The sequence below is a fragment of the Methanosaeta sp. UBA356 genome (assembly GCF_002496465.1).
Classification (GTDB): Archaea; Halobacteriota; Methanosarcinia; order Methanotrichales; family Methanotrichaceae; genus Methanothrix; species Methanothrix soehngenii.
The window spans coordinates 15,758-42,114 of record NZ_DAKC01000065.1 but is presented as its reverse complement, the minus strand read 5'-3'; the positions used below and the strand labels follow the sequence as shown (position 1 = coordinate 42,114).

Below are 26,357 nucleotides of genomic sequence, written 5' to 3'. Positions count from 1 at the left end.
CTACTCCTAGTATCTTCTAGTTCAATCTCATTTCGAAGCGAATTAAAAGGTTGCCGGACAGAGGGTCAACTGTCAAGGTATATAATACTTTTCTTGTAGTTCGCCTTGTCGGGAAGGAGTAGATTCGTTCTGGCCGATAGATCCAGATTCTTTAATGACTCGGGGAAGGTCACGGATGCTCTTGATGATGACACTAGCGGAATCCAGCAACCTGGGAGAGGGGCGAGTGTGCTGCTCCACCGTCAAAACTCCCAGGTCTGCCGCCTTCAAGGCATAGATATCATTCAAGCCATCGCCAACCATGACCACATGGCCATACCTTTCCTTGAGCTCTGCTACAATCTCCTTCTTCCGCCAGGGGTTGGCTACTGGATTCATTCGCGATGGATCTATGCCCAGATCGTCCAGGCTGTTCAGGCTCCTTCTGCTATCTCCTGAGGCTAGATAAACATCTGCGCCCATAGCCTTTAAATCAAGCAGTACCCTCTCCAATCCAGGAAATGGAATGCCACCAGTGCTGATTGCATAGGCGATCTCTCCATGATCATGGTCAACGATGAATCCTGCAGTGCGATAGTTCCCCGGGCATTTCGCTTTCACTATTGCACAGGCCTCCTGCAGCTCGCGCATCTTGACCGGAGAGCTCTTCAGAATCCTCAAGACCTCATCTGGGGAGATCTGAGAGGATGAGCAGCTGATCTTGATGCAATCCTCGCGACCCAAGACCAGCACTCTGATGGGATGGTCGGGATTGCAGGATATTATCATATCCGGATCGATCTGAGGCACTACCAGTGCCCGGCCACTCTTCTCCATGATAAGCTCCCAGGTGACGACCTTCTCCAGGATAATATCTCCTGGTATGTCCTTGGCCACGCGATACATCCTCATAATGGTCCCTGCTACATCCATGACCACAGCGAGATCCCCTGACATCAGCCATGAGTTTGGGCAAAGGAATGAGATCAAACTATCGCCCCCCCAGTGCAATAACTTTTTTATCTAGAAGATCCAAATAGATCTCCAGTAAGAAAAATGGGGTAGGATTACGAGGGGAGTAGCGTTGGCTTTGTTGCTGATATTCCTCTTCACCCTGGAGCAAACTGGCATAGCATCTGCTCTATCCGGGCAGGTCCAGGAGGGGGAGTTCACCAACGGCCTGAAGGTGGCAGGAACGGGCTATTTCGAGGTTGGCGTCTCAGTAAAGGACAGAAACCTGGCTTTGGAGTATAACAGCTTCATGACCGGTGACGGCGACCTGGAGATGGATACGGGAACCGTTGAATCCCAGAGAGCTGGGCGGATGCCGGGCATGAGCAATGACTCAACTATTCCCCTGAACCTCTGGGAGAACACTCGGATCACCTACTCCGGCACCACCCCAATGGTGGGAACCAAGTACATCAACTCCAAATCCTTCTGGGGAGGAATAGGAGCTGAGGTTCAGGAGTCCTTCTCCGTCACCGAGATGGAGAGGGAAGGAAGCACATTCTTCGCCTCCACAAATCCTTCCTCTTATACCGCTGACCCGAATGAGATCGCACGGCTCCTCAGCACCAGCCCGGTTGACTCGGTAGGCATATCGACCAGGAACTCGTTTAATGGAACCTGGCAGACCGATGCCCATCTGCACAAGATGTTCTCCAAGGATGTCAAGGTGCACGAGTCCTTTACCGGCACGTTCGATGTGGAAAAGAGGCTGGTCTTCCGGGACGATCCCGCTAAGGAGAAGCGAGAGGCGGGATGCGAGGGCATAGACTGCTAGAGAGTTCATTCGATGAAAAGTCATGCTCTACGGCCATGCCAGCGAGCAGGGCAGCTCTTGCGACCGCCTCCTTGCCGGCAGCCTGCTTCCCCGATGGATCGACAAGAAATTCACGGTTTTGCCATCTTCTAGATCAGACATCTTATCGCATTGCCTTCATATGAACCTCATCTCAGAATAAGCCTTTTATAAACAAGAGGGATGGATGGCCTAGGTGAGTGGATTGATTACCAATATCGATGCTAACGGCAGGGTTCAGCTTCCCCTAGCTATCAGATATGGCCTTGACCTATGCACTGGAGACAGGATTGCCATAGACCATTTGGGCGATGGGACCATCATTCTCAAAAAGATCGATGATGGGGTTACTCTAAAAGGAGCAGACAGGTCAAATGCCAGGGCAGAAAAGGCATCCAGCAGCTGATAGCGGAGAGAAGATCAACCGGAATCTACCGATCGGCGATCCTGCTTAATTAACTTAAGAAATTTCCGGAGAGTGTACTGCCACAGCGGTCACTTCTGGAAATCTTTAGCGAGACTCAGTAAATCCCAGAAAGCCCAAAATTTAGAATCAACTGCAAAAATGTTACGGACCCGCCGGGATTCGAACCCGGGCCCGAGGCTCCGGAGGCCTCTATTCTATCCAGACTATACTACGAGTCCACATCCCCTTTAATCTCATTCAATCCAGCATCTTATGCAAATAATCCTATGATACTGGAACATTCCTCTGAAAATTTAGAATGATATAGGCAGCGGGCTCTCTTCCCGGGAAGCACCCCTACCTACTGATCTCAGCTTTCCAGAACGATTTCTATATTCACGTTTTTAGGAACCTGAATCCTCATGAGCTGCCGAAGAGCGCGCTCATCGGCATCTAGATCGATAAGCCTCTTGTGCACCCTCATCTCCCAGTGGTCCCAGGTCGCTGTTCCCTCTCCATCAGGGCTCTTTCTGCATGGTACAACCATTCTCTTAGTGGGAAGAGGGATGGGGCCCGCCATATGGACGCCCGTCCTCTGGGCAATCCCTTTGACCTGATTGCAGATATCGTCCAGCATCAAGGGATTGGTGCCAGAGAGCCGAATTCTAGCCTTTTGCATGTTTACACCAAAAAAAGTTGGTTCAGCGTGGTACCACGCTCATGCACATGCCGGCTGCGACGGTCGTGCCCATGTCTCTAATGGCGAACCTGCCCAGCTGGGGAATCTCCTTCACCGGCTCAATGACCATGGGCTTGGAGGGAGTGACCATGATGATGGCCGCATCTCCAGCCTTGATGAAGGCGGGATTCTCTTCCTTAACTGCACCGGACCTCGGGTCCAGCTTGGCCAGAATGGCTGTCAGGGTGCAGGCGATCTGAGCTGTATGGCAGTGGAATACTGGAGTATATCCAGCGGATATGGCGCTTGGATGCTGCAGCACCACTATCTGGGCCTTGAACTCCTTGGCAACGGTCGGGGGCTTCTCCACCGATCCGCAGACATCTCCCCGGCGAATGTCCTTCTTGGAGACGCCACGCACATTCCATCCGATGTTATCTCCGGGGAATGCCTCAGGCACCTCCTCATGATGCATCTCAATGGACTTGACCTCGCCGGTCACATTTGCGGGCTGGAAGACTATCTTATCGTTCTTTCTCATGACACCGGTCTCTACTCTGCCCACGGGCACAGTGCCGACACCTGAGATGGTATAGACGTCCTGCACCGGTACGCGCAGAGGCAGGTTGGTGGGCTTATCCGGGACCTTGAGGTTGTTTAAGGCCTCGAGTAGGGTTGGGCCCTTGTACCAGGGCGTATTGGTGCTGGCTTTGGCCAGGTTATCTCCCATCAGACCGGAGAGGGGTATGAATGGTATATCATCTACCTTGTATCCAACCATCTTGAGGAGCTTGCCTACCTCTTCCTTGACCTCGTTGTACCTCTTCTCGTCGTAGGGTGGGGTGGTGGCATCGATCTTGTTCATAGCCACAACCAGCTGGTTGACTCCCAGGGTCCTGGACAGGAAGACGTGCTCCTTGGTCTGAGCCATGACTCCGTCCGGGACGGCCACGATCAATACGGCAGCATCTGCCTGGCTGGCCCCGGTGATCATGTTCTTCACGAAGTCCCTGTGGCCAGGGCAGTCCACCACGGTAAAGTAGTACTTGGCGGTATCGAAGCGATGATGGGCGATGTCGATGGTAACGCCCCTCTCGCGCTCTTCCTTCAGGCTGTCCATGACCCAGGCGAACTCGAAGGTTGCCTTACCTTTGCTTGCTGCTTCTTTTTTATACTCATCAATGACGTGGGGGTCTACAGCCCCTGTCTCGAACATCAATCTGCCTACGGTTGTCGACTTTCCGTGGTCGACGTGTCCAATGAATGCTAGATTGAGATGCGGCTTAGTATCTGCCATAACTTATCTCCTCCAACTGGCACTATCCATATTTTTCGGTATTTCTGCTTTTAATCCTTTCGAAGGGTTCGCTTATACAACCTTCAGGTAATCACTGGGTTTGGGCATCTCCGGCTTCAAGCCCTTTCTGGTCCTGATCTGCTTGACAGTCTCTAAGAGCAGGTTTGCGGGCAGGGGCTCGAATCCTGCGAACTCCGTCGACCAGAGGGCTCTCCCTTCGGTGGCCGATCTTATCGCCCCGGAGAAACCGAACATCTGAGCCACAGGCATCTTGGATTTAAGGATCACCATATCGCCCTGGCTGTCCATGTTTAGGATGACGCCTCTTCTCCCCTGGATCTCAGACATGGCTCCACCCATTTGATCCTGAGGCACCTGTATATAGACGTTCTGGAAGGGCTCGAGCAGCACGGGATCTGCCATTAGGATCCCTGCCTGCACTGCCTGCCTGACTGCGGGAATGACCTGAGCCGGGCCGCGGTGCACTGCATCCTCGTGCAGCTTCACATCCATGATCTTGGCCTTTATCCCCTGGACCGGTTCCCTGCAGATGGGGCCGTTCTTCAAGGCCTCCTCGAAGCCTTCCAGTATGAGCTCCATGGTCTCTCTCAGGTACTGAATGCCTTTGGTCATATTAAGAAGGATATTGGTCCCGTAGTAGCCGGATATGTTCCGGGCCTCATCCTTGTCCATGCCATTTTCGATGAGCAGCTTTCTGCGCTCAATCTCCTCCATCTTCATGCTGATCTTGCCCTCTTTCAGGGACTGGATCACTCCTTCTTCCAGAGGCTCAAACTCGATATAGAAGCGGTTATGATGGTTGGGCGACTTTCCTTCTACTGGCCCCGCATGGCCGGCTATGGACTCCCGGTATACCACAATGGGCGGAGAGGTCTTCAGCTCTACACCGCGATCGCGCTGGAGCCTGGTGACGGTGACATCCAAATGCAGCTCACCCATGCCTGCCATGAGATGCTCTCCGGTCTCCTCATTGATGGTGACCTGCAATGTCGGGTCCTCCTTGGCGATCTGCCTCAATACCTCGACCACCTTGGGCAGGTCGCGGGTGTTCTTGGCCTCGACCGCCACGGTCATGACCGGTTCGGAGACATGCTTGATCTGCTCGAAGGGGGTCATATTCTCCTCTGAGGATATAGTGGATCCGACGATCGCATCCCTAAGGCCGGTAACCGCTGCGATGTTCCCTGCCGGGATCTCCTCTACCTCTACCCTCTCCGCACCCATTACCACGCCGGTCTGCTGAATGCGGTTGGTTCCACCGAAGCCAGATACATAAAGCTCCATGCCCCGCCTGAGTGTCCCGGAGAAGAGCCTTCCTGTGGCCACCTCGCCAGCATGAGGGTCGACCTTGACCTTGTTGATCATGAAAGCCACCGGCCCATTCGGATCGCATGAAGCCATGGCCTTCCCCACCGGGCTGTCCCAATCGCCGTGCCAGATGACCCCGACCCGCTCCTTCTGGGCCTCGATGGGACTGGGCAGGAACTTGACCACCATATCGTTGACCGCAATGTACAGGGGAACCTTCTCTGCCAGCTCCTTCATCTTTCCTTCATGGCAGTAGTCTACCACCTGATCAAAGCCGATCCCCGTCTTCTTCATCTGGGGAACGCTTATTGCCCAATTATAGAGGGCTGACCCGAAGGCGATATTTCCCTTGGCGGCATCCAGCTTCCAGCCGGCTTTATATTTCTCCTCATCCATTCCTAAGATGAGCTTGTTGACATTGTCAATGACCTTGCCCAGGCGAGCGGCCATGTCCTTCTTCTCCACCTTGAGCTCGTTGATCATCCGGTCCACTTTATTGACGAAAAGGACCGGCCGAACGCCCTCCTTCAGAGCCTGTCTGAGCACGGTCTCCGTCTGGGGCATGGCGCCCTCTACCGCGTCCACGACCACCACAGCACCGTCCACAGCGCGCATGGCTCTTGTGACGTCGCCCCCGAAGTCCACGTGGCCGGGAGTGTCAATCATATTGATCAGATACTCTTTGCCGTCCACCTCATGGACCATGGAGACATTGGCGGCATCGATGGTGATTCCTCGGGCCTGCTCCAGGGGATCGAAATCCATGAATAGCTGCTTTCCTGCCAGATCCATGGAGATCATGCCTGCCCCGCCCAACAGGTTATCAGAAAGGGTTGTCTTGCCGTGATCGATATGTGCTACGATTCCGATGTTCCTGATAAACTGGGGTTTATCCATCAGAGTCATTACACGTTCTGCTATCTTCTTCCTCTTGCCCATAATACGCCTCGCGAAGTTTGAGATAAATCTTATAATCCTGACTAGGACTGAGACTCCTCGGGCTCAATGTATTTAAGCCTTCGGCCCCTTCTTCGGGCGATTTGTAAAGGGAAATATACGATCCTTCATATTGGCAGACCGCCCTCTTGAACCATCGCTGGACAAAGCTTAAATCGATGCGAAGATAGCTGTGGTTCGGTTTTTAAGATGGCGCGCTTGGTAATGAAGTTTGGTGGTGTTTCCGTTGCTGACGGAAACCGGCTGAGGCATGTGGGCGATCTTGTCGCGCATTTCCATCGCGACAATGAGATAGTCCTCGTCACCTCTGCCCTTCAAGGGGTAACGGATGAGCTTCTGGCCTGTGCCAGAAGGGCGGCCAGCGAAGGCAATGTCTCAGATGTGATGGACTTCATGGAGAGGATCACAGATAGACACAACCAAGCGATAGCAGATGCAATCCAGAATCCTGCAATCGCCAAAGAGGTACAGGGTATAATATCTGAGAAGCTCTCATTGCTCGAGAAGGCCTACATCGGCATCTGCTATCTGGGAGAGCTAACCAGACGCTCGCTCGACTATATCTCCGGCTATGGCGAGCAGCTGGCTGCACCCATTCTATCCGGGGTGCTGCGGGATATGGGAATCGAATCCCAGCATTATACCGGAAGAGAGGCAGGAATCATCACCGACAGCAATTACGGGGATGCCAGACCCCTGGAGAAGACCTATGGCCTCATCCCCCAGAAGCTACTGCCGTTGAAGGGCGTCCCAGTGGTCACCGGATTCATAGCCCAGGACGAGAAGGGGACGAACACCACCCTTGGCCGTGGTGGCTCCGACCTTTCCGCATCACTGATCGGTGCGGCGATCAATGCGGATGAGATCTGGTTCTGGAAGGAGACCTCCGGCATCATGACCACTGATCCCAAGATAGTGCCAGAGGCCAAGACGATACCCACCATCTCCTACCGGGAGGCGATGGAGCTCTCCTACTTCGGGGCTAAGGTCCTCCATCCCAGAGCCATCGAGCCAGCCATAAAAAAGGGTATCCCTGTGAGGGTTAAGTGCACCTTCGATCCCGAGGACCCAGGAACTCAGATCGTGAGGGACGATGTTCCCAAAGAGGATGTGATCAAGGCGGTCACACTGCATCAGAAAGTCGAGCTTCTGAACATCTCCGGCGCGGGGATGATAGGGACACTGGGCGTTGCTGCTCGCGCCTTCACCGCTCTGGCCGAAGCGGGGATCAATATCGTGATGATCAGCCAGGGCTCCTCTGAGGCCAACATATCAATGGTCATAGAGGAGGGACAGGCAGATCGAGCGGATGAGGCTCTGCGATCCGAGTTCCCCAGAGATGTGGTCAAGGAGATCTCCCATGACCATGATGTCTGCACAGTAGCGGTGACAGGCTCGGGAATGGCCGGGACTCCTGGGGTAGCCGCCCGTGTGTTCAAGGCCATGGGTCAGGCTAAGATCAATGTGGTCATGATCAGCCAGGCATCTGGCCAGCATAACATCTCCTTTGTGGTGGCATCGGCGGATGGGGAAAGAGCAGTCCGGGAGCTTCATCGCGAGTTCGGTCTGGGTGGTGAAGCATGAAGAAGCTCACCTATGCCCAGGCAGGAGTGGACATCAGCCTGGAGAATAGGTCCATCGAGGCCATGAAGTCCGTTCTCACCACCAGGCGCAAAGGGTTCGGGGCGCCATTGACCGATATAGGCCATTATGCAGGCCTCCTGGATATGGGAAGCTTTGCCCTGGCCATGACCACTGACGGGGTGGGATCAAAGGTTCTGATCGCCAATGCCATCTCCAAGTGGGATACCGTGGGAATAGACTGCATAGCCATGAATGTGAACGACCTGTATGCCATCGGCGCGGAGCCCATAGCCTTTGTCGACTACCTGGCGGTGGAGAAGGTCGATCCCGAACGCGCTGAGCAGATAGCCATAGGTCTCGCCCGGGGTGCTGAACTCTCCAATATGACCATCGTGGGAGGAGAGACCGCCTCCCTGCCGGAGATCATCCGGGGATTCGACCTGGCCGGAACCGCTATCGGCATCGTGGACAAGGATAAGGTGGTGACCGGGGAGAAGATCAAGAAGGGGGATGTGCTGGTTGGGGTCCCCAGCAGCGGCCTGCACAGCAACGGCTACACTCTGGCCAGGGCCATAGTGGCCCAATCCGGATACACTTACTTCGATCGCCTGCCCGGAGGGGAAAAAAGCATAGGAGAGGAGCTTTTAGTTCCCACCAGAATATATCATGAAGTGGTAGAGCTGGTGGGAAGGTGCGATGTCCACGGCCTCGCGCACATCACCGGCTCGGGACTACTAAAGCTGCGCCGGATCAGCAATCTCGGATTCGAGATCACCGATCCGCTGGAACCCCAGCCCATATTCCATTTCCTGCAAGAGCAGGGCAGGGTGGAGGATCTGGAGATGTACCAGACGTTCAACATGGGAATGGGCTTTTTAGTGGTGCTGGCGGAGGAAGAGGCCCAGGAAGCCTGCCGGATCATGGGACCTGGCTCTCGGGTCATAGGGTCGGTGGTAGGAGAGGGATTAAGAGCAGGCCATCTGGCCTTCTAGGCCTGCCTGTTTCATCTATTTCTCGATCTATTCATTCTTCTCTATTTTATTCTCGCCGAACATCTCTTCAAGCTTCTCTTTTATCCTCTTGATGGACTGGACCGAAGGGCAGTCGGCATCTATAGGAGGGGTGCCTGCCAGGTCCGCCTCCACCAGGCAGCGATCGAAGGGTATGGTTCCGAGGACTGGAATTCCCATTGCCGAGAGCTTGTCCGCCACAGGACCGGGGTCGTCCGCCTTGTTAATGACAGCAAAGTACCTGGAGATGCCTATCTCTTTGCCCAGCTGCATTATCCTCTCCACGGTCTCAATGGACCTCATCCCCGGCTCCACCACTGCGATCATGGCGTCTACGCCTCTGGCAGTAGCCCGGCCCAGATGCTCTATGCCCGCTTCCATATCCAGGATCACCAGATCCTTCTCCCGGGTTATCACATGTCGAAGGAGGGCTTTGACGAAGGCATTGGCAGGACACATGCAGCCCGATCCTCCGGAGTCGATGGTGCCCATGACCACCAGCTTGACGTTGTCCGGCCCGGTGCAGCCGCACATGCCTACAACATCGTCGACCTTGGGGTTCATCTTGAACATGCCCATGGGCATGCCCGCTCGCTCCTCAACCAGGTCCTTGTGTTCAGTGACCGGCTTGGGCAGATCAGGAATGCCCAGAGCCGAGCCCAGGTTCATGCTCGGGTCGGCGTCGATCGCCAGGACGTTATAGCCGTCGCGCGCAAATAAACGGGCCAGGGTTCCGGCGAGGGTGGTCTTGCCCACGCCTCCTTTTCCTGAGATGGCAATTTTCATTTCATTTAACCTCTGTAATTGTAGTAAGTCTGCGGTCAAGCCATAGAAATTTAACGGCTCGGGCAAGAGAGATGCAGGTTTATATCGATTATGCATGATAGGTATAGGATGCGGGATAATCCGGATCTAATAGAGCGGATGGATTTCGAATCCGCAGGATGAACAGGGATGATCGAGCGCATCAGAAAACGGGACGGAAGGGTGGTCGAGTTCCAGACCGAGAAGATTGCCCTGGCCATATCCAAAGCCTTTCGAGCCGTGGGCAGAGAGGAGGAAGATGCTCCTTTCAGGCTGGCAGAGGAGGTGGCTAAAGAGGCAGAAGAACGATTCTCCCGCACCATTCCCGGAGTGGAGGAGATCCAGGACCTGGTGGAAAGAGCGCTCATATCCGCTGGCTACGCCGATGTGGCCAAGGCCTATATCCTCTACCGCCAAAAAAGAACGGAGATCAGAGAAGCCAAACGATATCTAGGAGTGGCAGATGACCTGAAGCTCTCGGTCAATGCTGCGGAGGTGTTGAAGAAGAGGTATCTCTTAAGGGACGAGCGGGGAGATGGGGTGGAGACCCCGGGAGAGATGTTTGGACGGGTGGCCGATCATATCTCCAAGGCCGAGTCAAAATATGGCGGTGATGTTGAGAGCTATCGATCTCTTTTCCTGCAGATGATGAGGAACCTGAAGTTTCTGCCCAACTCCCCCACGCTAATGAATGCAGGCTTGCCTTTAGGCCAGCTGTCCGCCTGCTTTGTCCTTCCTGTAGAAGATTCGCTGCCCAGTATCTTTGATGCTCTGAAGAGCATGGCCCTCATCCACCAGAGCGGCGGAGGCACGGGATTCTCCTTCTCTCGACTGCGGCCCAAGGACGATGTCGTCCGGGCTACAGGCGGAGTGGCCAGCGGACCGGTCTCCTTCATGCGCATCTTCGATACGGCGACCGATGTGATCAAGCAAGGCGGGCGCCGCCGGGGAGCGAACATGGGGATATTGAGGGTCGACCATCCCGATATCATGGAGTTCATCGAGGCCAAGGAGCAGCCGGGATTCCTGGAGAACTTCAACCTCTCTGTGGCGGCGACGAACGAATTTATGGAAAAATCGCGGGGTGAGGGGAAAATCGACCTGATCAATCCGCGCACGGGCCTGGCGGCGGGCCAGCTGAAGGCGGCGGATCTTTTGGGCCTTATCGCCACCTCCGCCTGGAGGGGTGGCGACCCGGGGATCATCTTCATCGATCGCATCAATGCCGCCCACCCACTCCCTGGGGAGATCGAAGCCACAAACCCCTGCGGGGAGCAGCCCTTGCTGCCGTATGAGTCCTGCAACCTGGGCTCGATCAACCTCTCCCGGCTGGTGAGAAAAGGAGAGCTGGACTGGGATCACCTGGCCGATCTGGTCAGATTGGGGGTGAGGTTTCTGGACGATGTAATCGAGATGAACCGCTTCCCCCTGCCGCAAATAGAAGAGGCCACACTGAGCCGCCGCAAGATCGGCCTGGGTGTGATGGGCTTTGCCGATATGCTCATTATGATGAACATCTCCTACGCCTCGCCCCAGGCTGTGGCCCTGGCGGAGAAGTTGATGAAATTCATCACCGAGCATGCTCGGGCCGAGTCGGCCCGCCTCGGGGAGGTCCGGGGCTCCTTTCCACTCTTCGAAAAGTCACGCCTAAGGGGCTATAGCAGCATGAGAAACGCCACTGTGACCACCATTGCCCCCACCGGTACCATCAGCATCATCGCCGGCACGAGCAGCGGCATTGAGCCGCTCTTTGCATTGGCATTCGTGCGCCGGGTGCTGGAGGGGGCGCGGCTGCTGGAGGTCTCACCGCTCTTTGAGAAGATGGCGATGGAAAGGGGGATTTATACCCCTGATCTCAAAGCGGAGCTGGCCCGGAGGGGCAGCGTACAGGATATCGCTGGCCTGCCCCAGGATTTGAAGGAGCTGTTCCGCACCGCCCTTGACATCTCCCCCCAGCAGCATGTGCGCATTCAGGCCGCCTTCCAAAAATATACGGACAATGCCGTCTCCAAGACGGTAAACCTGCCCGCAGAGACGACGACAAGCGACGTGCTAGATGTTTATCACCTGGCCTACGAAATGGGATGCAAGGGGGTGACAGTCTTCAGATATGGCAGCCGAAGCCAGGTGCTCTATCTAGGAAATGGGGAGACAGTTCCTGGGTGCAAGTACTGCGGATAGTTCCAGAGGATATCATCTCTCCATCGCTTTTCTTCTCAATTCCGCGGGCATCTTCTCTATGGCATAGCGCAGAGACGTTCTGGGCATGACGACCTTGTTTTTCATCACATAGTCGAAGACCTGGTCCTGATGAGCCCGGCTCGCCTCTTTTAAAAGCCAGCCATATCCCTTCTGCACCATGTCGTCCTTATCCAGAAGGAGGATGTCAGCGATCATGAATGCCTCCGGCAGAAAGTCGCCCCTGCGAGCTGGTAGGATGAGGGTCACAGCTGAGGCCCGCCGCACCCATCGGTTGTCTGACCGGGCCCAGCCAAAGAGCTTCTCCATGTATTGAGGATACAATTCAATGAAGCTTCCCAGTGTATGGTTGCATAGGGTATCGCACTTGGCCCAGTTGTTCACATACCGCTCAAGCCAGCCCTCGAAGATTGTGAAGTCGGAGGGCTCATATTGGCTGCGCTGGGAATAGGCCCATTCAAATGCGATGAACGCCTCCTCCCCATAGTCCGAGCGGAGGAGCTCTTCGCACAGGGTGAAGATCTTCCCTTTGTCCCTCCCTTTTATCTCCCGGAAGTATTTGGTCGCGATCTTCCTGACCAGGCTGGATTTGACACCGTAAAACTTGACCTCCTCCTTGAAAAAACGCGATGCTCCGTCTCTGGTCTTCTCGTCGATTCCCTCAATCAGCTCTTGACGTAACCTGGTCAGGACATGCTCATCCATATCCTCAACTGCAGAATCGCTTAGATCAAAAGATCTTCGCTGAAAGGAGGGCTCAAGAAAAATGGGAGGGCCGGCATTCTTAAATGGAAAGGGCTAAATATAATAAACATCTGTGATGTTTTTGTTAAGTAAACCAAATCAAGAGATGCGCGAGAGATTCGGGGCCCACCTCCTCCCTGAATCTCTCAGGCGGCCCTTTCAGTGAGAGCTTTTTCGCTATTCCTCACCTGCTGCCTCATCCATCTCGAAGTCCATAGATTCTGCCAGTTCATTGATCAAAGGCCCGAGCTTGTCCTTCATCTCCGGCTTCAATTCGATCAGCTTGAAGAATATCATCATCTTGCTGGCCATGCTGATTTCCTCAAGCTCTTCACCAATCCCTTCCAGGCAATCATTGATTGAAATGAGGGTATCGGAGATCTCCTGCAGAACCTCAATTTGAGTCATTCATTCAACACCTACTTCCCGTCCTGCATGGAGTATTAAAATAACTGACCCTCGATAGCAGCACAATTGCAGAGTTAAACCAGCCTTCGTTTATATAATCCCCAAATAAACCGGCAGAGCGATCAGGATCCCAAATGTAATCGCCCGCGCCCAGACCCCGCCATCTGCCAGGCCGCTCATCCCCAGAATGAAGAAGGTCGCTGCCAGCACGATGTTGGTCATCAGCCCGGCCAGAGATATGAGGAGCATCTCTCTTTTCAGCTGGCTGGCCAGCTCCTGCTGATGAAACGGATCAGGGACGGTAGAGCCATACATGCTGTCTTGAATATATGTCTGGACAGGGGGGCGGGACCGGCTGATCATCACTGCTCCCGGAGCGGCAATGAGAAGACCGGCGAAAGGCTGAAGCCACCGCCAGACCGAGGCCCCAGAGATTGGCCCTGTATTCGGCCAGATATCCAAAATGCTGGGCGGTGAACTTGTGAGCCAGTCACATGTCGTCGTTGTCCATCTTTTTCCGGAATATAAAGATCGCGGTGGTCATGATCACGACTGCATACCCGATCACCCACCATAATTGCGGGAAGATTGCAGCATAGTCGCCAACTATGGCAGCACGTGCTGTATTTACAGCATAGACAAACGGGAGCACATAGGCAACCGATTCGAACCAGCCCCCTACAAGGCCGGGGGCGAACCATATCCCGCTCAGCCATGCACAGGCGTTCGTGAGCCCTGCCCCGACCATGACGCCCACCTGCCTGTCGGTTAAGACCGTCCCTGCCATCAGCCCGATGCCGATGAAGAGGACGACTGCCGGGATGAGGACTGCAATCGCGACCAGCACGTTGACATTCATTGCCAGCCCGAGGAAGATGGAGACGGCAAAACAGATGGCGCACTGCATGACTGCAATCGGCAGCATCGGGGAAGTGTAGCCGAGAATGAAATCAGATGCGGAAAGCGGCGATGTGAACAGCCGCATCAAGAACGACGTGCTTCTATCCTTTGCAATCAGCATCCCGCAGAAGAGGGAGATGGACGCAAGGCCGAATACAGCCATTCCCGGGGCAAGTTCTTCGATCCTAAACAGGCTTACCGGTATGTTTGCCTGTATGGCGGTGAGCATGAGGAGCAGGACAATCGGAAAGCCGAAGCCGAATGCAAGGTTTAGTGGATCCCTGACGATCTCCTTGCAGTTGCGCGAGGCGAAGACAAGGAACCTCATGCCCCCGCTCCCTGCCTCGTTGCGAGCGCCACGAAGGCGTCCTCGAACGTCCGGGCTCCTCCTGCGAGGGATACGAGCTCGGATACTGTCCCTACCGCTTTCAGCTCGCCCTTTGCCATTATCCCCAGCCTGTCCGAGAGCCCCTCCGCCTCCTCCATGTAGTGTGTCGTGAGGATGATGGTGACCTCACCTTTCAGTTTCCTGATCGTGTCCCAAAGTTCACGCCGTGCAAGTACGTCGAGCCCGAGTGTCGGCTCGTCCAGAAACAGGATCTCCGGTTCCGAGATCAGCCCCATTGCGATACTGAGCCGTCGCTGCATCCCGCCCGACAGTGTCTTTGCCTTACTGCCGGCAACTTCATCGAGACCGAATACCGACAGCATCCTGGCTGCTTTCGTCCCTGCGGTCTTCCTGTCGCTGCCATATATCCCGGCTATCAGCTCGAGGTTCTCCATAACAGTCAGGTTCGGGGCGACTGCAGTCTCCTGCGGCGAGACATTGACCTTCTTCTTTACTGCAGAGCGACCGGTTACGATACTGTCACCCAGCAGGATGGCATCCCCGGCAGTGGGCACAGTGAGGCACGAGAGCATCTTGATGGTTGTGGTCTTGCCGGCGCCGTTCATTCCGAGCAGCGCGAACAGTTCGCCCTTTCGTATAGTAAGGTTAAGATTATTGACCGCGGTCCTTTCCCCGTACCTTTTTGTCAGGCCGGCTATCCGGATTTCGGTCAATTGTCTTCCTCCCTGCATTCCTTTGCATTGAAAATTTCCTTCGCGAACTGCATGAACAGTTCGCTCTTTACAATCGCGATTCCCTGCTCCTCATCTCCGAGCATCAACAGGCGGTCACCCGGCTTGATATCGAAGATCTTCCGGGCTTCGCTTGGGATGACGATCTGACCTTTCTCCCCAACCGTTACTAAGCCAAAGATGTGTTTTCCTTTCAGCCCTGCCATGTCATTTCTCCCACAAGTAGGAAATGTATAACTTGAATGGATAAATAGTTTTCTTAGAGAAGTAATACACGTGATCTTAAAATTTAAAGTTTTTATACTTGGATTGATTTTGCTTGCACGGGAGTAGAATGAGAATAATATTATTTGAAAGATTACAAAACATGGTCCAAAAGGCCTTAGATGGATCTTAAATCAGGTGGCTCATGGAGCATCAAAGACAAATAAATCGCGACTCAAAAAGGTATATCTCCGATTGTTGCGCAGGAAAGGTAAGCCGAAGGCCATTACTGCCCTCTCCAGGAAAATTCTCAGCATGATACACCATCTTCTTGTCAATCGCGAGATGTGGGAAGAAGAAGGATTCAAGAAGAAGAGATTGGACTTCGATTTCGATAGAAAATCCTCTACCTCACAGCTTACCTGGCTGGATCTGGTGGCCAATAATGTGGTTCGCATTGGAGAAGGTAAACCGAGGAGTGGTGGCTGATATCCCCCGGATTTTAGGCGTGTTTTCATGGAAAGAGACACAGAGACACAGAGAATTTGCGATTCGAGTTCACCCATGCAAAATAGCGAGGAGCCGATTTTTATATAATTCCAAGATAGATCGGCAGAGCGATCAGTATCACAGGCAGGCCGATCAAAGCCCAGACCCGCCGGTCGCCGTCGAAGATCTTCTTTCCATCCAGGGGTCCGAAGGGCAGCATATTGAAGGCCGCCAGGATCAGGTTGATGAAGAGGGCAAATGTAATCGCCTGCGCCCAGACTTCGCCATCTGCCAGACCGCTCATCCCCAGAATGAAGAAGAAAGCCGCCAGCACGATGTTGGTCATCGGCCCGGCCAGAGATATTAAGAGCATCTCTCTTTTCAGCTGGCTGGCCAGCTCCTCCCGATGAAACGGATCAGAGACGGTAGAGCCATACATGCTGTCTTGAATATATGTCTGGACAGGGGGCCGGGACCGGCTGATCATCACCGCTCCCGGAGCGGCAATGAGAAGGCCGGCGAAGGCTGAAGCCACCGCCAGACCAAGGCCCCAGAGATTGGCCCTGTATTCGGCCAGATATCCAAAATGCTGGGCAGTGAACTTATGAGCCAGTTCATGGAGGAGAAATCCGCTGGCAACACCCAGAGTGGAGACGATGATCATATTCATATCAAGCATCGCCCCTCCAAAAAGCACCGAGAAGGCTATTACCAGGGCGATCAATGATACGACCAGGTCCCTCAATTCAGTAACGCTTATTCCCAACATATGCTCTTGACCTGTTACCCTTGCCGCTTTTGCTTTGCATCTCTGTTGGCCGTCTAATGGAGATCTTCTTTGATCTTCTCATGGATCTTCTCTTTCAGGCGCAGTTCGTCCTCTGCAGTCACCGGGCGCTTTGCGGACATGCCGCACCTCTTGGGCATAGCAATCAGCTCCGCCTCCAAGAGGTCGTAGTAGGCCTCATCCAGATCGATCTCGCCCCTGGCATATCTATTCAGGATGGCGCTGATCCCTTCATAGCCAGGGCTTCCCTTCTTCATCTTGTCGACGGCTTGAACTATCTGCTCGTACACGGGCTATTGGTGGAACAGGTTGATATTTAGCTCTTATCAAGAAAACGATTTATACCTAGAGCTTGATCTCCCGCCTCATGGGAAAAGTATTCGTGAGCCCTCTGAACTGGGGTTTGGGCCACTCCACCAGGGACATTCCCATCATTGAGGAGCTAATACGAAGGGGCCACGAGGTCACCATTGGCACCAGCGGCAATGCCCTGACCCTTCTGAAGAGGGAATTCCCGGAATGCGATTTCATAACATTCAAGGACTATCCTGCCCCCTACAGCTCCACCCGGTTCTTCCTGCCCAAGTTCGCTGCCAGCATTCCCATCCTCCTCCGCGCTCTGGCCAGGGAGAGAAAGAAGCTGGACGAGATCCTCTCTGTGAATAAGTTTGATCTGATAATAAGCGACAACCGCATGGGGGTCTACAGCCACGACATTCCCAGCTACTTCATCTCCCATCAGCTCCGCTTCAGCCTGCCCCAGTACCTCTACCCCTTTGAGATGCTCACCATTCCCGTGAACAGCTTCGTTCATGTCAAGTTCGACGGAGTCATTGTGCCGGATATTTATCCCTGGGCGGGCCAGCCGAACCTGAGCGGCAAGCTCAGCCGATCACGCCTGGATGCCACCAACAAAAGAGCCTATTTCGCCGGAATCTTCACCAGCACCAGGAAGATGAATCTGGATGAAGACCTGGATTATCTGATCATCGTCTCAGGACCCGAGCCCCAGAGGACGAAGCTGGAGGAGATCATCATGAAGCAGGTGCAAAAGCTCCCCGGGGAGAAGGTGGTGCTCCTGGGAAGCCCTCAGAAGGAGAGGCACGAGAAGCTGGATGAGCATACCACAGTTCACTCTTACCTATCAACGGAGGATAAAGTGGAGCTGATGAACCGGGCCCGCTTTCTGATCACCAGGTCCGGCTATACCACCATGATGGAGATGGTGGAGCTGGACAAAAAGCATGGGCTGTTCATCCCCACCCCCGGCCAGACGGAGCAGGAGTATCTCTCCCGCTACTATGCCCAGCAAGGCTGGTTCCTCTCCCGCAGCCAGTACAAGCTCCGCCTTCCCCAGGACGTGCAGGAGGCGATGAACTACCAGGGCTTCCCGGAGATGACTAAGACTGCAGAAAACGTCAAGAGGCTCTATGAGGAGCTCTTCGTGCAGCATCTGAGCTGAGATGTGATTTGACTATTTTACAGCAGACTGAGTACTACCAGTAATTGCGAAGCATCTCACGCACCCGACGCCAACTCTCCATTATCTCCGGGCCGAAGAGCTCTTTCGGCAAAAGATCGATCATCTGCCCAAGGTACCTGGCCTTCCTCTCCATCAGCCGCTCGGCGGAGGAGGAATCAATATCCTCCATCATATCCGCTGCCAGTAGGCGAGAGGAGCGAATGCAATGCTCAAGCCTCAGTCGGGCATCATCCGGATGGCAGTTCAGGCCTCCTGTATCCTGATAAATCACCCTTCCCAACTCACTGAAGGCCTCGATGAACAGGCTGAAAGACGACTGATCTGAATCGCAGCGCCCGTGAGTGGCAGCATAGCCGCAACCCCGGCAGCTTCGGCTCTGGCCATACTGGACGCAAAAAGGGCAGGTCCCGGGCCGGGTGGGCAAGTGGCCGAGCATTATAAGAGAGAAAGCGCGGGCGAACTTATGCTCCTTTTCGGGCGGGACCTTTTCCAGGCGGCGGGATAAGAGTTCCAGCCAGTAGATCAGCTCCTGGCAGCCGGTGACGATCCCCTTCCTGGCCGTATCAAGGGAGGCTGCGTCGATCGATGCCGCCGCCTCCTCCAGTTCCTTTGCTCTATCGCTCATACAGCTCGCAGACTCCAGGAGAAACAACCGGAAAATAGAGAATAAAAGAAAGGATAAAAAGGCAAGTATAGGCCAGTATGGCCCAACTTTCAATATGCCTGGCCCTCAGTACCCCTTCTGGGTATGGGTCATATTGTTGCAGAACTTGAACTTGTCCCGGTCCTTGTCCTGCAGATAGACATACCCAATCCTCCGGTCCTCCAGATGCTCCTCATACTCCTCTTTTGCATCCTCCCGGCAGGACGAGCAGGCGCCACGAGGGATGGAGACGCAGAAGGCATTGTTCAAAGTGCCATATCCCCTCTGGGCAGAGCTGGTGATGGTCATGTATCCCGGGCAGTCCGGACAGAGCCTGACCGACTCCTCTTGGCTCTCATTGATCATGTCCGTATCGTAAAAGACCCTCTTCTTCCGGCGGTAGAAGTCGCCCAGACTCTCCAGGGCCATCTGGACCATCTCCTCCCTCTTCGCCCAGGCCTCATTCACCTGGTCCACCGTCTTTTTGATCTCCCGCCACATGGCATCGGTCTGCACAAAGGCTCCCGGAACATAATCCGGCTCGCGTACATGGGAGTAGTCAAGGCCGGCCATGGCCTGGATGATGCCGGTGTTCACATAGGGAAGCGCGGTTTCCACTGCATAGCCTCCCTCCAGGACGCAGATATCTGGAGCAAGCTTCTCATTGAGCCGGGCATAGCCATTGGCAGAGAAGCGCATATTGGCTAGAGGATCGGTGTAGTGGTTGTCCTGGCCGGCGGAGTTCAGGACCAGATCGGGTTTGAACTCCTCCAGTATGGGCAGGATGAGGTTGTCCAAGACATAATGGATCCCCTCGTCAGTGGTGCCCGGAGGCAGGGGAACGTTCAGGGTGCGCGCCAGTGCCTGCGGCCCGCCGATCTCATTGACGAAACCGGATCCAGGATAGAGGGTATGCCCGTCCTGGTGGAAGGATATGCACAGGACTTCGGGATCATGCCAGAAGATCTCCTGGGTGCCGTCGCCGTGATGCACATCCGTATCGATCACCGCGAGCCTCTTATGGCCGTATTTGGTCCTCAGGTACTCCACCAGTATGGCCATGTTATTGATATTGCAAAATCCCCGGTTGCCGTGCACCACCCGCATGCTGTGGTGGCCTGGCGGGCGCACCAGGGCAAAGCCATTTCTGATCTCCCCTTTCTCCAGGGCATCGGCCAGGGTGAGGGTGCTTCCGGCGGCAATGAGATGGGCCTCGGTCACCTGGCTCTCCACATCTGGAACGCAGAAATGGGTGCGAGCGATGTCCTTGTTCTCTGCCAATCGGGGCTTGTACTCCTCGATCTGAGGGAGGTCCATCAGCCCCTCCTCAAAGATCTGGTCCCGGGTATAAAGCAGCCTCTCCTCTCTCTCTGGATGGGTGGGCGAGATGGCCCAGTCGAAGGCGGGGAAGAATATCAGGCCGGTCTTTCCCGCTCCTGCATTAGAAGCCATTTACGTGCACCTCCATGAGGATAGCAGGCCAGCAGGAATCTCCATTCGGACGTCCAGGAGCTTTCCTACCGTCGACCATCCCCGAATCATATTGAAGATCTCGCTTGAAGTGACCAGAGCTTCAGCGGCATACTCCTCAATCCCCAGGCGGCCTGCTCTCTCCACGAGAAGCCTCCGGGCCAGCTGCTCAGCCTGAGCCAGAGACATCTGCTTCTCATTCACTTTGCCCATGATCCCATCCTCTGCAGTCACATACTCACCCCTCTCGGTATCGATATGAAGGTTAAGGGTGATGGTAGGCCGGGCAACGGCAGCACCAATGGCATTGGCAACCGCAGCATGCTCAGGCACAATCGAGGCCACCTTCAGCCGGGAGGCGATGAGGGGCACCAGAGCGGGGGCAGCTCCCCCCACCCCAACCACATTCTGCGCCTCGAGCTTCTCCTTTTTCATGATCTCCCAGATGCGATAAGCAGGCTCTTGCTCCCACTCCCGAAACATCTCATTGACCTGTGAGGCGATCTTCTCCACCACAGAATCTAACACCATCTCTGCTGCCTTTTCTGCAGTGCAGTTCATCCTGCTTGCCACCCCTGCCATCGCCTCTTTTGCTCGCTCCAGGTCGCCGACGCTCGACCGACCCAAGACGCGCAGAGCATCGGTGGGAGTGGGGCCCGTACCCCCCAAACAGAAGGGCGAGCCGTTTCTCTGCGGGCCCACTGTCAGGCAGTCCTCGGCGACGTCCACTGCACTGTCCCCGCCAATGGCCACGGACCTTACGGCAAAAGCGCGCACATGAGTCAGCATAGAATCCACTCGCGCCCCTTTAGAGGAGAGCAGCGGACTGCCGGAGAGGATGAGAGCCAGGTCTGTCGTCGTGCCGCCGATGTCCACCACTACGGAGGTCTGGCCGGGAGGAGTCAGGGCCATGACCCCCATGATGCTGGCCGCAGGCCCGGAGAAGATGGTCTCCACTGGCATCTGGAGCGATCCCTCCAAAGGCAGGGTTCCGCCGTCTGCCTTCAGGATATAAACGGGAGCGGTGATCCGCCTCTCCTCCAGAGCCCTGGATATGGCAAGAGCGAACCTCGCATAGCTCTCTTTGGTGGCCAGGGTGAGCTTTGTGGTGGCCGCCCTCCGGGGGAAGTTGAGGTGACCAGATACCCGATGGCCCAGCTCGATCTTGGATCCGGGCAGGATTTGGGACATGATCTGGGATACCTTCTCCTCGTGAGCCGGATTTCTCTGGCTGAACTTTCCCACCACTGCCACCCTCGAGACTCCACTCTCCTTTATCCTGGCGGCTGCCTCTTTTATCTGGGATTCGTTCAACCAGTCGATCTCCTTGCCCCGGAAGTCTATGGCCCCATCAAGAATGATGGACGGGCCCAGGTTGTAGTCCCGAGGATTGGTCCCCGGACCCGGGATCAAGACCAAGGCTACAGGATCCGTCTTCTTCTCGGCAATCATATTTGTGATCAGAGTGGTGCTTAAAACCACCCTCTCGATCTTGCTGACGTCCACTCCTCTGACCAGCTCATCCAGAGCCCCCAGCAAGCATCCCAGCAGATCATTATGATCCGTAGGCACATAGGCCGTCTTCTCCACCCGGCTGCCATCCACCAAAACAGCATCAGTGGTGGTTCCGCCGACATCTATTCCAATAAGCATTTTCATTCGCCTTTCGATAGGCGCTCTGGATCAGGATATATATCGGCTTTGTGGTCTTTTGGAGGATATATGAAAGAGGGCTTTGCTAAACCATAGAGGCATAGGCCGAAATTGTGCCGACCCTTCCCGTGGAGGAGGTCTGAAAGCTTTCGGAGGGAGTTGCCGCCGCCCCAGCAAATAGAGGGCACGAGCATTGCCATTATCCTCCTCCAGCCATTCTTATAATCCAGGTAAAACAGGGCTATGCAACCCAACAGGCATAGAACTCCCGCCAGGATGAAAGTAGCAGAAAAGCCAACAAAGCTGGCCACGGCTGCACCCAACGCCCCGGTTGCTGCCGTGCCCAGGCCGGTAGCAGTTGAGTATACTGACCACTGAAAGCTCTCCTGTCCCTTATCGAGATTTGCAGACCACAAACCAAGCCAGGTTGGATAGGCGAGTCCGCTTCCCAATCCATAAATAACCTCTGCGATATAAATATGATATATGCTGCTGGCAGAGACATAGATGAGGGGGACACCAGCCATGAGAATCGTCCCCACGAACAGCCACTTCGTCTTATCAGACTGCCTGTCCACATAATGGCCAAAGGGGAGTTGCACCAGGGACTTGGTGAATAGGAAGAGAGCACTGGCAAGTCCCGCGGAAAGCATGCTGCCTCCAGCTACACCGCCACCATTAATATAAATGGCAATTATGGGCTGAATCAGTCCAAATCCGGTGAGGACGAATATATCCGACAGCATAAGCAGTTTCATGGTGCGGTTCATCATAACGAATCACCTCCGATCCGTAATTTCAATCATTTATTAATTATTAAACAAGATAAAAATACAATAGCATCATCCGGCCATTGCACTAACGAAATATTCTCCGCCCTCCTATCGACATCCTACGCGATAATCAGACCAAGGAAGCTCTTGGCAGAGCTAGAATAGAAGGATGTTATATCAATATGGACTTAAAATTCAGACGATAGATATCCATATTCTGAATCATCAATGTTTTTGAGCATGAAATCTTATATAAATATTGCTAAGCATAGCTAAGTGGAATATGCCGATCTATTTCATCATGCCATCAGAGTCATGCGATTCATATATGGCCATTTTGCCGGGAGCGAGGGATAGTCCAAAAGGCTTCAGTCCCATCTAATCCAGCGCACCAATGAGCGGCTTTATCTCATAGACATCCAGCTGCCTTTGAATGGTAAACAGCTGATTGCCCATCTGATGGCTCTTAAGAAGGGAGTTCCCCACGTCCTTTGGCAGATAAAACTCCTCTTCCCCGAGCTTCACCCGGAAGAACTTCCTGCTCTCGCCCAGCTCCATGCCGCTATATCTGCCTGTGACCTTCTCGCCGACCTTAAGAATTCGAGGCTCCATAGAGTTTCACCTCATTTATTGTTATATTTGTATCTTGCTACTACTTCTATCTTCCGATCGGAGGCTGAAGACAAGCTTTTTAAACCAGGCAGCAATACGCTGTCCAAAAATGTGCATTAAGGTACAAAATTGGAGAATGACATAGACATGAATTCGATATGGAGGGACACAGATCAGCCATTTCTCCTGCTCTGTGATCGACTACTTCAGGGTGAGAAAAAATGAGCATGCCCACCCCCTACATTGCGCTACTGATCGCTCTTATAGTTATGATATCCACAACTATATTTATATTAATGAGGAAATACCATGATTAATCAATTGCTGCTGTTGGCCTACGTCCTGGCGATAATCCTGCTCTCACTTAAGCTGCGACAGGGGACATTCTCAGGCTTTGTCCTCTCCAACCGCAACATCGCCTATCCTGCCGTCATCGGCATTGCCTATACTGCTGCCTACTTCAGCGCAGCCTCCTTCCTGGGAGGAGGCGGTTACGGACTTGCCGCCGGCATGCCCTGGGTGATCTTCTGCTCCCTATTTCATGTCGGATTCGCCTGCATCGCCTGGATCATGGCGGGGAGGATCTGGACCATGGCAAAGCAGTACGATGCCAAGACGGTTCCCCAGCTGCTGGAGAGAAGATACAACTCTCCCCTGGGAAAGGTCATACTTGCTATCATCATGCTCATCCTCTATACCGTATACCTGGTCCCCATCTTCAAAGGATGCGCTACCCTATTTCAGGGAATGATTGGCGTATCCTACCTGGAGGGTCTATTGATCACCGTAGCCATAGTGGCCATTTACTACGCCATCGGCGGGCTGCCGGCGATAATCTGGGTGGGATTCATCCAGGGCGTATTGATGCTGATAGGGGCCGTCTTCCTCTACGGCGGCCTGATCTCCGCTGGCGGCGGACTGGATATCTGGGAGAGAATTCCCCTTGATGTGCTCAGCATGAATGGCCTTAATATCCCCTGGCAGCAGACATTTGGACAGGCCTTCTCCATCAGCCTGGGACTGCTCGCCCTTCCCGATCTGCTGATTATGATATTCTCCGCCCGGGACAAGAGGGTCGTTCGCTTCGCGGGCATTTACGGACCCATCTCCATCGCCATCTATTCAGTATGCATCTTCTCCCTGGGAATCCTGGCCTATGGAGCATTGAGCGCCGAGCAGATAGCTCCATTCCTCAAGAATCCCGACGGCCTGGTGCCATTCGTCGCCACACTGATCCTGCCCAAGGGCTTTGACGGGATCATCCTGCTGGCAGCCATATCTGCCGCCATGTCCACCATGAGCGCCATTGTGCTGGTCACTGCAACCTCCCTCACCTCGGACATCCTGCGCTATCTGAATCCAGGAATTGCCGACCGGAAGGTTCTCCTACTCACCCGCATGATTGGGGTGGCAATACTGATCATCGCCGCCGTCTCGGCAATCAATGTGCCACAACAGATCGTGCCCCTGGTGGCGGTCAGCATGGGTATCATCGCCTGCTGCGTCCTGGTGCCACTGTTCCTGGGCATCTTCTGGCAGAGAGGCAATGAGACCGGCTTCATTGCCAGCCTGCTTGCCTCCTTCCTCTCGGTGGTGGTCTGGTACTTCTACGGCTACCCCCTCATCCACCCCGTATTTGTAGGGTTGACCTGCGGTACAGCAGCATATATCATCGGCAGCCTGGCGACGAGCCGGCCGGAAGGGGTGAATGCCATAGGTTAGAGATAAAACAGCTAATAGGAGGATGAACAGCCCGGTTCTTCCGCCTATTTTGCCAAATTTTTTGCCGAATACCATTGAATTATGGACAGAATGGTGGATCAATTGGCAGTGATCGGGCAGCTGCTCACTCCTCATTTGGGAGACAGGGGGAGATACTTTTGGATTAAATTAATATACCGAATCAGAGAGGCATATCATAACCATCAGGAGGGAAAAATTTGGCTGAAATGAGAAACTTTGCCCTGAGGGACGCCCAGGGAAATGAGATTGGAGTCTTCACAGGAAAATCGCCCAGGCAAGCGGCACTGAAAGCCGCCAACCGCGGCTACACAGAGATTAAGCTGCGTGAGCGTGGCACCAAGAAGGTGCACATCTTCTCAGGAGAGAGGGTACAGGTAGACAAGCCTGCTGGAGCGCCTGCCTGGATGCCAGACAAAATATGGAAGCCAAAGGTGAAGAAAGAGGGCATCGAGAAGCTGGATTAGGTCTAAACCATATCTGAAGCCTCAGGCAAAGGAGCGCAGCCCTCTTATCGGGTCTGCGCCGCATCCTTGCCTCTAAAACCAAAATGGCATAAATGCAAATATATGCCTATTTAATGTTAAATATTATTTTATAAGAATGGAGATGATTTGTGCTTACGCTACTATATTTCCTCTCCATTCCTGGCATATCCTAGGGCACAAGGCGCCTTCGATCTCTGGGAAAGATCACCGCATCGCGAATGTTCTCTAAATTGAGCATGGTCATCACCAGACGGGACAGCCCCAGACCCCAACCGGCATGAGGGGGCATTCCATAGCGAAAAGCGCGAAGATAGAATTCAAAGCCATCTGGATCCAGCCCCTTCTCCTTTATCCTCTCCACCAGCAGGCTGTAGTCGTGCACCCTCTGCGCCCCGCTGGCCAGCTCCATCCTCGGGTGCATGAGATCGAATCCCCGGCAGATCTCAGGCTTGTCCTCATAAGGCAGAGTATAATAGGGTTTGATGGATGATGGCCAATCGATCAGGAAGTAATGCTCTCCAATGCTCTCTCCTAAGAATCTCTCCGTCTCTGTATCCAGGTCGTCGCCCCATTGCATCCTGGCCCCAGCCTTCTCTTCCGCCAGCTCCAGAGCACGGGTGTAGGTGATCCTCTTGAAGGGGAGCCGGGGCACCTCCAGCTCCATATTCAAGACCTCCAGCTGGCGGCGGCAGTTATCAGCCACATAGCTATATGCCCCGGCCACCGCCTCCTCCAGGATCTCCATTACATCCTTGTCATCGGCAAAGCTCACCTCCAGATCTATAGAGATGGCCTCATTCAGATGGCGCCTGGTATCATGCTCCTCCGCCCGGAA

At 54.2% G+C, this 26,357-nt stretch carries 28 protein-coding genes and 1 tRNA gene; 9 read left to right on the top strand and 20 right to left on the bottom strand.

Going from position 1 to position 26,357, the window contains the following annotated elements; all coding sequences use genetic code 11:
• Window positions 1-72: 72 nt before the first annotated feature.
• A complete protein-coding gene (locus tag BP727_RS05820) occupies window positions 73-936 on the bottom strand; it encodes an HAD family hydrolase (protein ID WP_013719314.1) in 864 nt (287 codons plus the stop codon).
• A gap of 133 nt (window positions 937-1,069) precedes the next feature.
• On the opposite strand from BP727_RS05820, the gene BP727_RS05815 reads away from it, so the two are divergent.
• On the top strand, window positions 1,070-1,765 hold the full coding sequence (locus tag BP727_RS05815; protein WP_232844359.1) for a hypothetical protein: 696 nt from the start codon (window positions 1,070-1,072) through the stop codon (window positions 1,763-1,765).
• 214 nt (window positions 1,766-1,979) lie between these two features.
• Entirely contained in the window at window positions 1,980-2,189 is a 210-nt protein-coding gene (locus BP727_RS05810; RefSeq protein ID WP_013719316.1) for an AbrB/MazE/SpoVT family DNA-binding domain-containing protein, read from the top strand.
• 165 nt (window positions 2,190-2,354) lie between these two features.
• Here the strand turns inward: BP727_RS05810 and BP727_RS05805 are convergent.
• From BP727_RS05805 to BP727_RS05790, 4 genes are all read right to left on the bottom strand, one after another.
• A tRNA-Arg gene (locus BP727_RS05805) sits at window positions 2,355-2,428 on the bottom strand.
• Between the two features lie 131 nt (window positions 2,429-2,559).
• On the bottom strand, window positions 2,560-2,868 hold the full coding sequence (gene rpsJ, locus BP727_RS05800) for a 30S ribosomal protein S10 (RefSeq protein WP_013719317.1): 309 nt from the start codon (window positions 2,866-2,868) through the stop codon (window positions 2,560-2,562).
• Between the two features lie 22 nt (window positions 2,869-2,890).
• The gene (gene tuf / locus BP727_RS05795) at window positions 2,891-4,165 is read right to left on the bottom strand and encodes a translation elongation factor EF-1 subunit alpha (protein ID WP_013719318.1); all 1,275 of its coding nucleotides are present in this window, start codon (window positions 4,163-4,165) and stop codon (window positions 2,891-2,893) included.
• A gap of 72 nt (window positions 4,166-4,237) precedes the next feature.
• The gene (locus BP727_RS05790) at window positions 4,238-6,433 is read right to left on the bottom strand and encodes an elongation factor EF-2 (protein WP_273270969.1); all 2,196 of its coding nucleotides are present in this window, start codon (window positions 6,431-6,433) and stop codon (window positions 4,238-4,240) included.
• Between the two features lie 207 nt (window positions 6,434-6,640).
• Between BP727_RS05790 and BP727_RS05785 the strand changes: the two genes are divergently transcribed.
• Both BP727_RS05785 and purM read left to right on the top strand, forming a co-directional pair.
• Complete coding sequence (locus tag BP727_RS05785; RefSeq protein WP_048132081.1) at window positions 6,641-8,035, top strand: aspartate kinase; 1,395 nt, start codon at window positions 6,641-6,643, stop codon at window positions 8,033-8,035.
• Window positions 8,032-9,027, top strand: coding sequence for a phosphoribosylformylglycinamidine cyclo-ligase (gene purM, locus BP727_RS05780; RefSeq protein ID WP_276619193.1), 996 nt, complete (start codon window positions 8,032-8,034; stop codon window positions 9,025-9,027). The genes BP727_RS05785 and purM overlap by 4 nt, the downstream gene beginning before the upstream one ends.
• Before the next feature lie 27 nt (window positions 9,028-9,054).
• Here purM and BP727_RS05775 read toward each other — a convergent pair whose 3' ends face one another.
• Entirely contained in the window at window positions 9,055-9,831 is a 777-nt protein-coding gene (locus BP727_RS05775) for an AAA family ATPase (RefSeq protein ID WP_013719322.1), read from the bottom strand.
• Window positions 9,832-9,999: 168 nt separating this feature from the next.
• On the opposite strand from BP727_RS05775, the gene BP727_RS05770 reads away from it, so the two are divergent.
• Window positions 10,000-12,030 (top strand): adenosylcobalamin-dependent ribonucleoside-diphosphate reductase, encoded by a 2,031-nt coding sequence (locus BP727_RS05770; RefSeq protein WP_286857831.1) that lies wholly within the window; start codon window positions 10,000-10,002, stop codon window positions 12,028-12,030.
• A 12-nt stretch (window positions 12,031-12,042) separates the two neighbouring features.
• Here BP727_RS05770 and BP727_RS05765 read toward each other — a convergent pair whose 3' ends face one another.
• The 6 genes from BP727_RS05765 to BP727_RS05740 all read right to left on the bottom strand — a co-directional run bounded on the left by BP727_RS05765 (window position 12,043) and on the right by BP727_RS05740 (window position 15,386).
• Window positions 12,043-12,753, bottom strand: a complete 711-nt coding sequence (locus tag BP727_RS05765) for a DNA alkylation repair protein (RefSeq protein WP_286857829.1) — start codon at window positions 12,751-12,753, stop codon at window positions 12,043-12,045.
• Window positions 12,754-12,969: 216 nt separating this feature from the next.
• On the bottom strand, window positions 12,970-13,200 hold the full coding sequence (locus BP727_RS05760; protein ID WP_273278097.1) for a hypothetical protein: 231 nt from the start codon (window positions 13,198-13,200) through the stop codon (window positions 12,970-12,972).
• Window positions 13,201-13,290: 90 nt separating this feature from the next.
• Window positions 13,291-13,662 (bottom strand): hypothetical protein, encoded by a 372-nt coding sequence (locus BP727_RS05755; RefSeq protein ID WP_286857826.1) that lies wholly within the window; start codon window positions 13,660-13,662, stop codon window positions 13,291-13,293.
• 28 nt (window positions 13,663-13,690) lie between these two features.
• Window positions 13,691-14,428 carry an ABC transporter permease gene (locus tag BP727_RS05750; protein ID WP_273271818.1) on the bottom strand — a complete coding sequence of 246 codons (738 nt, stop codon included), beginning with the start codon at window positions 14,426-14,428 and terminating at the stop codon, window positions 13,691-13,693.
• The gene (locus tag BP727_RS05745; protein WP_273313347.1) at window positions 14,425-15,162 is read right to left on the bottom strand and encodes an ABC transporter ATP-binding protein; all 738 of its coding nucleotides are present in this window, start codon (window positions 15,160-15,162) and stop codon (window positions 14,425-14,427) included. The genes BP727_RS05750 and BP727_RS05745 overlap by 4 nt, the downstream gene beginning before the upstream one ends.
• On the bottom strand, window positions 15,159-15,386 hold the full coding sequence (locus BP727_RS05740; RefSeq protein ID WP_273271816.1) for an AbrB/MazE/SpoVT family DNA-binding domain-containing protein: 228 nt from the start codon (window positions 15,384-15,386) through the stop codon (window positions 15,159-15,161). The genes BP727_RS05745 and BP727_RS05740 overlap by 4 nt, the downstream gene beginning before the upstream one ends.
• Window positions 15,387-15,699: 313 nt before the next feature.
• On the opposite strand from BP727_RS05740, the gene BP727_RS05735 reads away from it, so the two are divergent.
• The gene (locus BP727_RS05735) at window positions 15,700-15,873 is read left to right on the top strand and encodes a hypothetical protein (RefSeq protein ID WP_276838272.1); all 174 of its coding nucleotides are present in this window, start codon (window positions 15,700-15,702) and stop codon (window positions 15,871-15,873) included.
• A 100-nt stretch (window positions 15,874-15,973) separates the two neighbouring features.
• On the opposite strand, the gene BP727_RS05730 is transcribed toward BP727_RS05735, so the two are convergent.
• Window positions 15,974-16,642 (bottom strand): site-2 protease family protein, encoded by a 669-nt coding sequence (locus BP727_RS05730; RefSeq protein ID WP_286857822.1) that lies wholly within the window; start codon window positions 16,640-16,642, stop codon window positions 15,974-15,976.
• Between the two features lie 53 nt (window positions 16,643-16,695).
• Complete coding sequence (locus BP727_RS05725) at window positions 16,696-16,950, bottom strand: hypothetical protein (protein WP_013719327.1); 255 nt, start codon at window positions 16,948-16,950, stop codon at window positions 16,696-16,698.
• Window positions 16,951-17,027: 77 nt separating this feature from the next.
• On the opposite strand from BP727_RS05725, the gene BP727_RS05720 reads away from it, so the two are divergent.
• Window positions 17,028-18,122 carry a glycosyltransferase gene (locus tag BP727_RS05720; protein ID WP_286857819.1) on the top strand — a complete coding sequence of 365 codons (1,095 nt, stop codon included), beginning with the start codon at window positions 17,028-17,030 and terminating at the stop codon, window positions 18,120-18,122.
• Between the two features lie 34 nt (window positions 18,123-18,156).
• On the opposite strand, the gene BP727_RS05715 is transcribed toward BP727_RS05720, so the two are convergent.
• The 5 genes from BP727_RS05715 to BP727_RS05695 all read right to left on the bottom strand — a co-directional run bounded on the left by BP727_RS05715 (window position 18,157) and on the right by BP727_RS05695 (window position 23,294).
• A complete protein-coding gene (locus BP727_RS05715; protein WP_286857818.1) occupies window positions 18,157-18,768 on the bottom strand; it encodes a hypothetical protein in 612 nt (203 codons plus the stop codon).
• 105 nt (window positions 18,769-18,873) lie between these two features.
• The gene (locus BP727_RS05710) at window positions 18,874-20,238 is read right to left on the bottom strand and encodes a histone deacetylase family protein (RefSeq protein ID WP_273271811.1); all 1,365 of its coding nucleotides are present in this window, start codon (window positions 20,236-20,238) and stop codon (window positions 18,874-18,876) included.
• On the bottom strand, window positions 20,239-21,909 hold the full coding sequence (locus BP727_RS05705) for a hydantoinase/oxoprolinase family protein (RefSeq protein WP_286857816.1): 1,671 nt from the start codon (window positions 21,907-21,909) through the stop codon (window positions 20,239-20,241). It abuts the gene before it with no gap.
• A gap of 2 nt (window positions 21,910-21,911) precedes the next feature.
• Complete coding sequence (locus BP727_RS05700; protein ID WP_273271809.1) at window positions 21,912-22,682, bottom strand: MFS transporter; 771 nt, start codon at window positions 22,680-22,682, stop codon at window positions 21,912-21,914.
• Between the two features lie 378 nt (window positions 22,683-23,060).
• The gene (locus BP727_RS05695) at window positions 23,061-23,294 is read right to left on the bottom strand and encodes a hypothetical protein (protein WP_048132087.1); all 234 of its coding nucleotides are present in this window, start codon (window positions 23,292-23,294) and stop codon (window positions 23,061-23,063) included.
• Between the two features lie 309 nt (window positions 23,295-23,603).
• Between BP727_RS05695 and BP727_RS05690 the strand changes: the two genes are divergently transcribed.
• Together BP727_RS05690 and BP727_RS05685 are read left to right on the top strand one after the other, a co-directional pair.
• Complete coding sequence (locus tag BP727_RS05690) at window positions 23,604-25,016, top strand: sodium:solute symporter family protein (RefSeq protein WP_273271807.1); 1,413 nt, start codon at window positions 23,604-23,606, stop codon at window positions 25,014-25,016.
• Between the two features lie 218 nt (window positions 25,017-25,234).
• On the top strand, window positions 25,235-25,501 hold the full coding sequence (locus BP727_RS05685; protein ID WP_013719334.1) for a non-histone chromosomal MC1 family protein: 267 nt from the start codon (window positions 25,235-25,237) through the stop codon (window positions 25,499-25,501).
• A gap of 190 nt (window positions 25,502-25,691) precedes the next feature.
• On the opposite strand, the gene BP727_RS05680 is transcribed toward BP727_RS05685, so the two are convergent.
• Window positions 25,692-26,357: amino acid--tRNA ligase-related protein (locus BP727_RS05680; RefSeq protein WP_286857812.1), on the bottom strand; the 666-nt coding region annotated here is incomplete at its 5' end.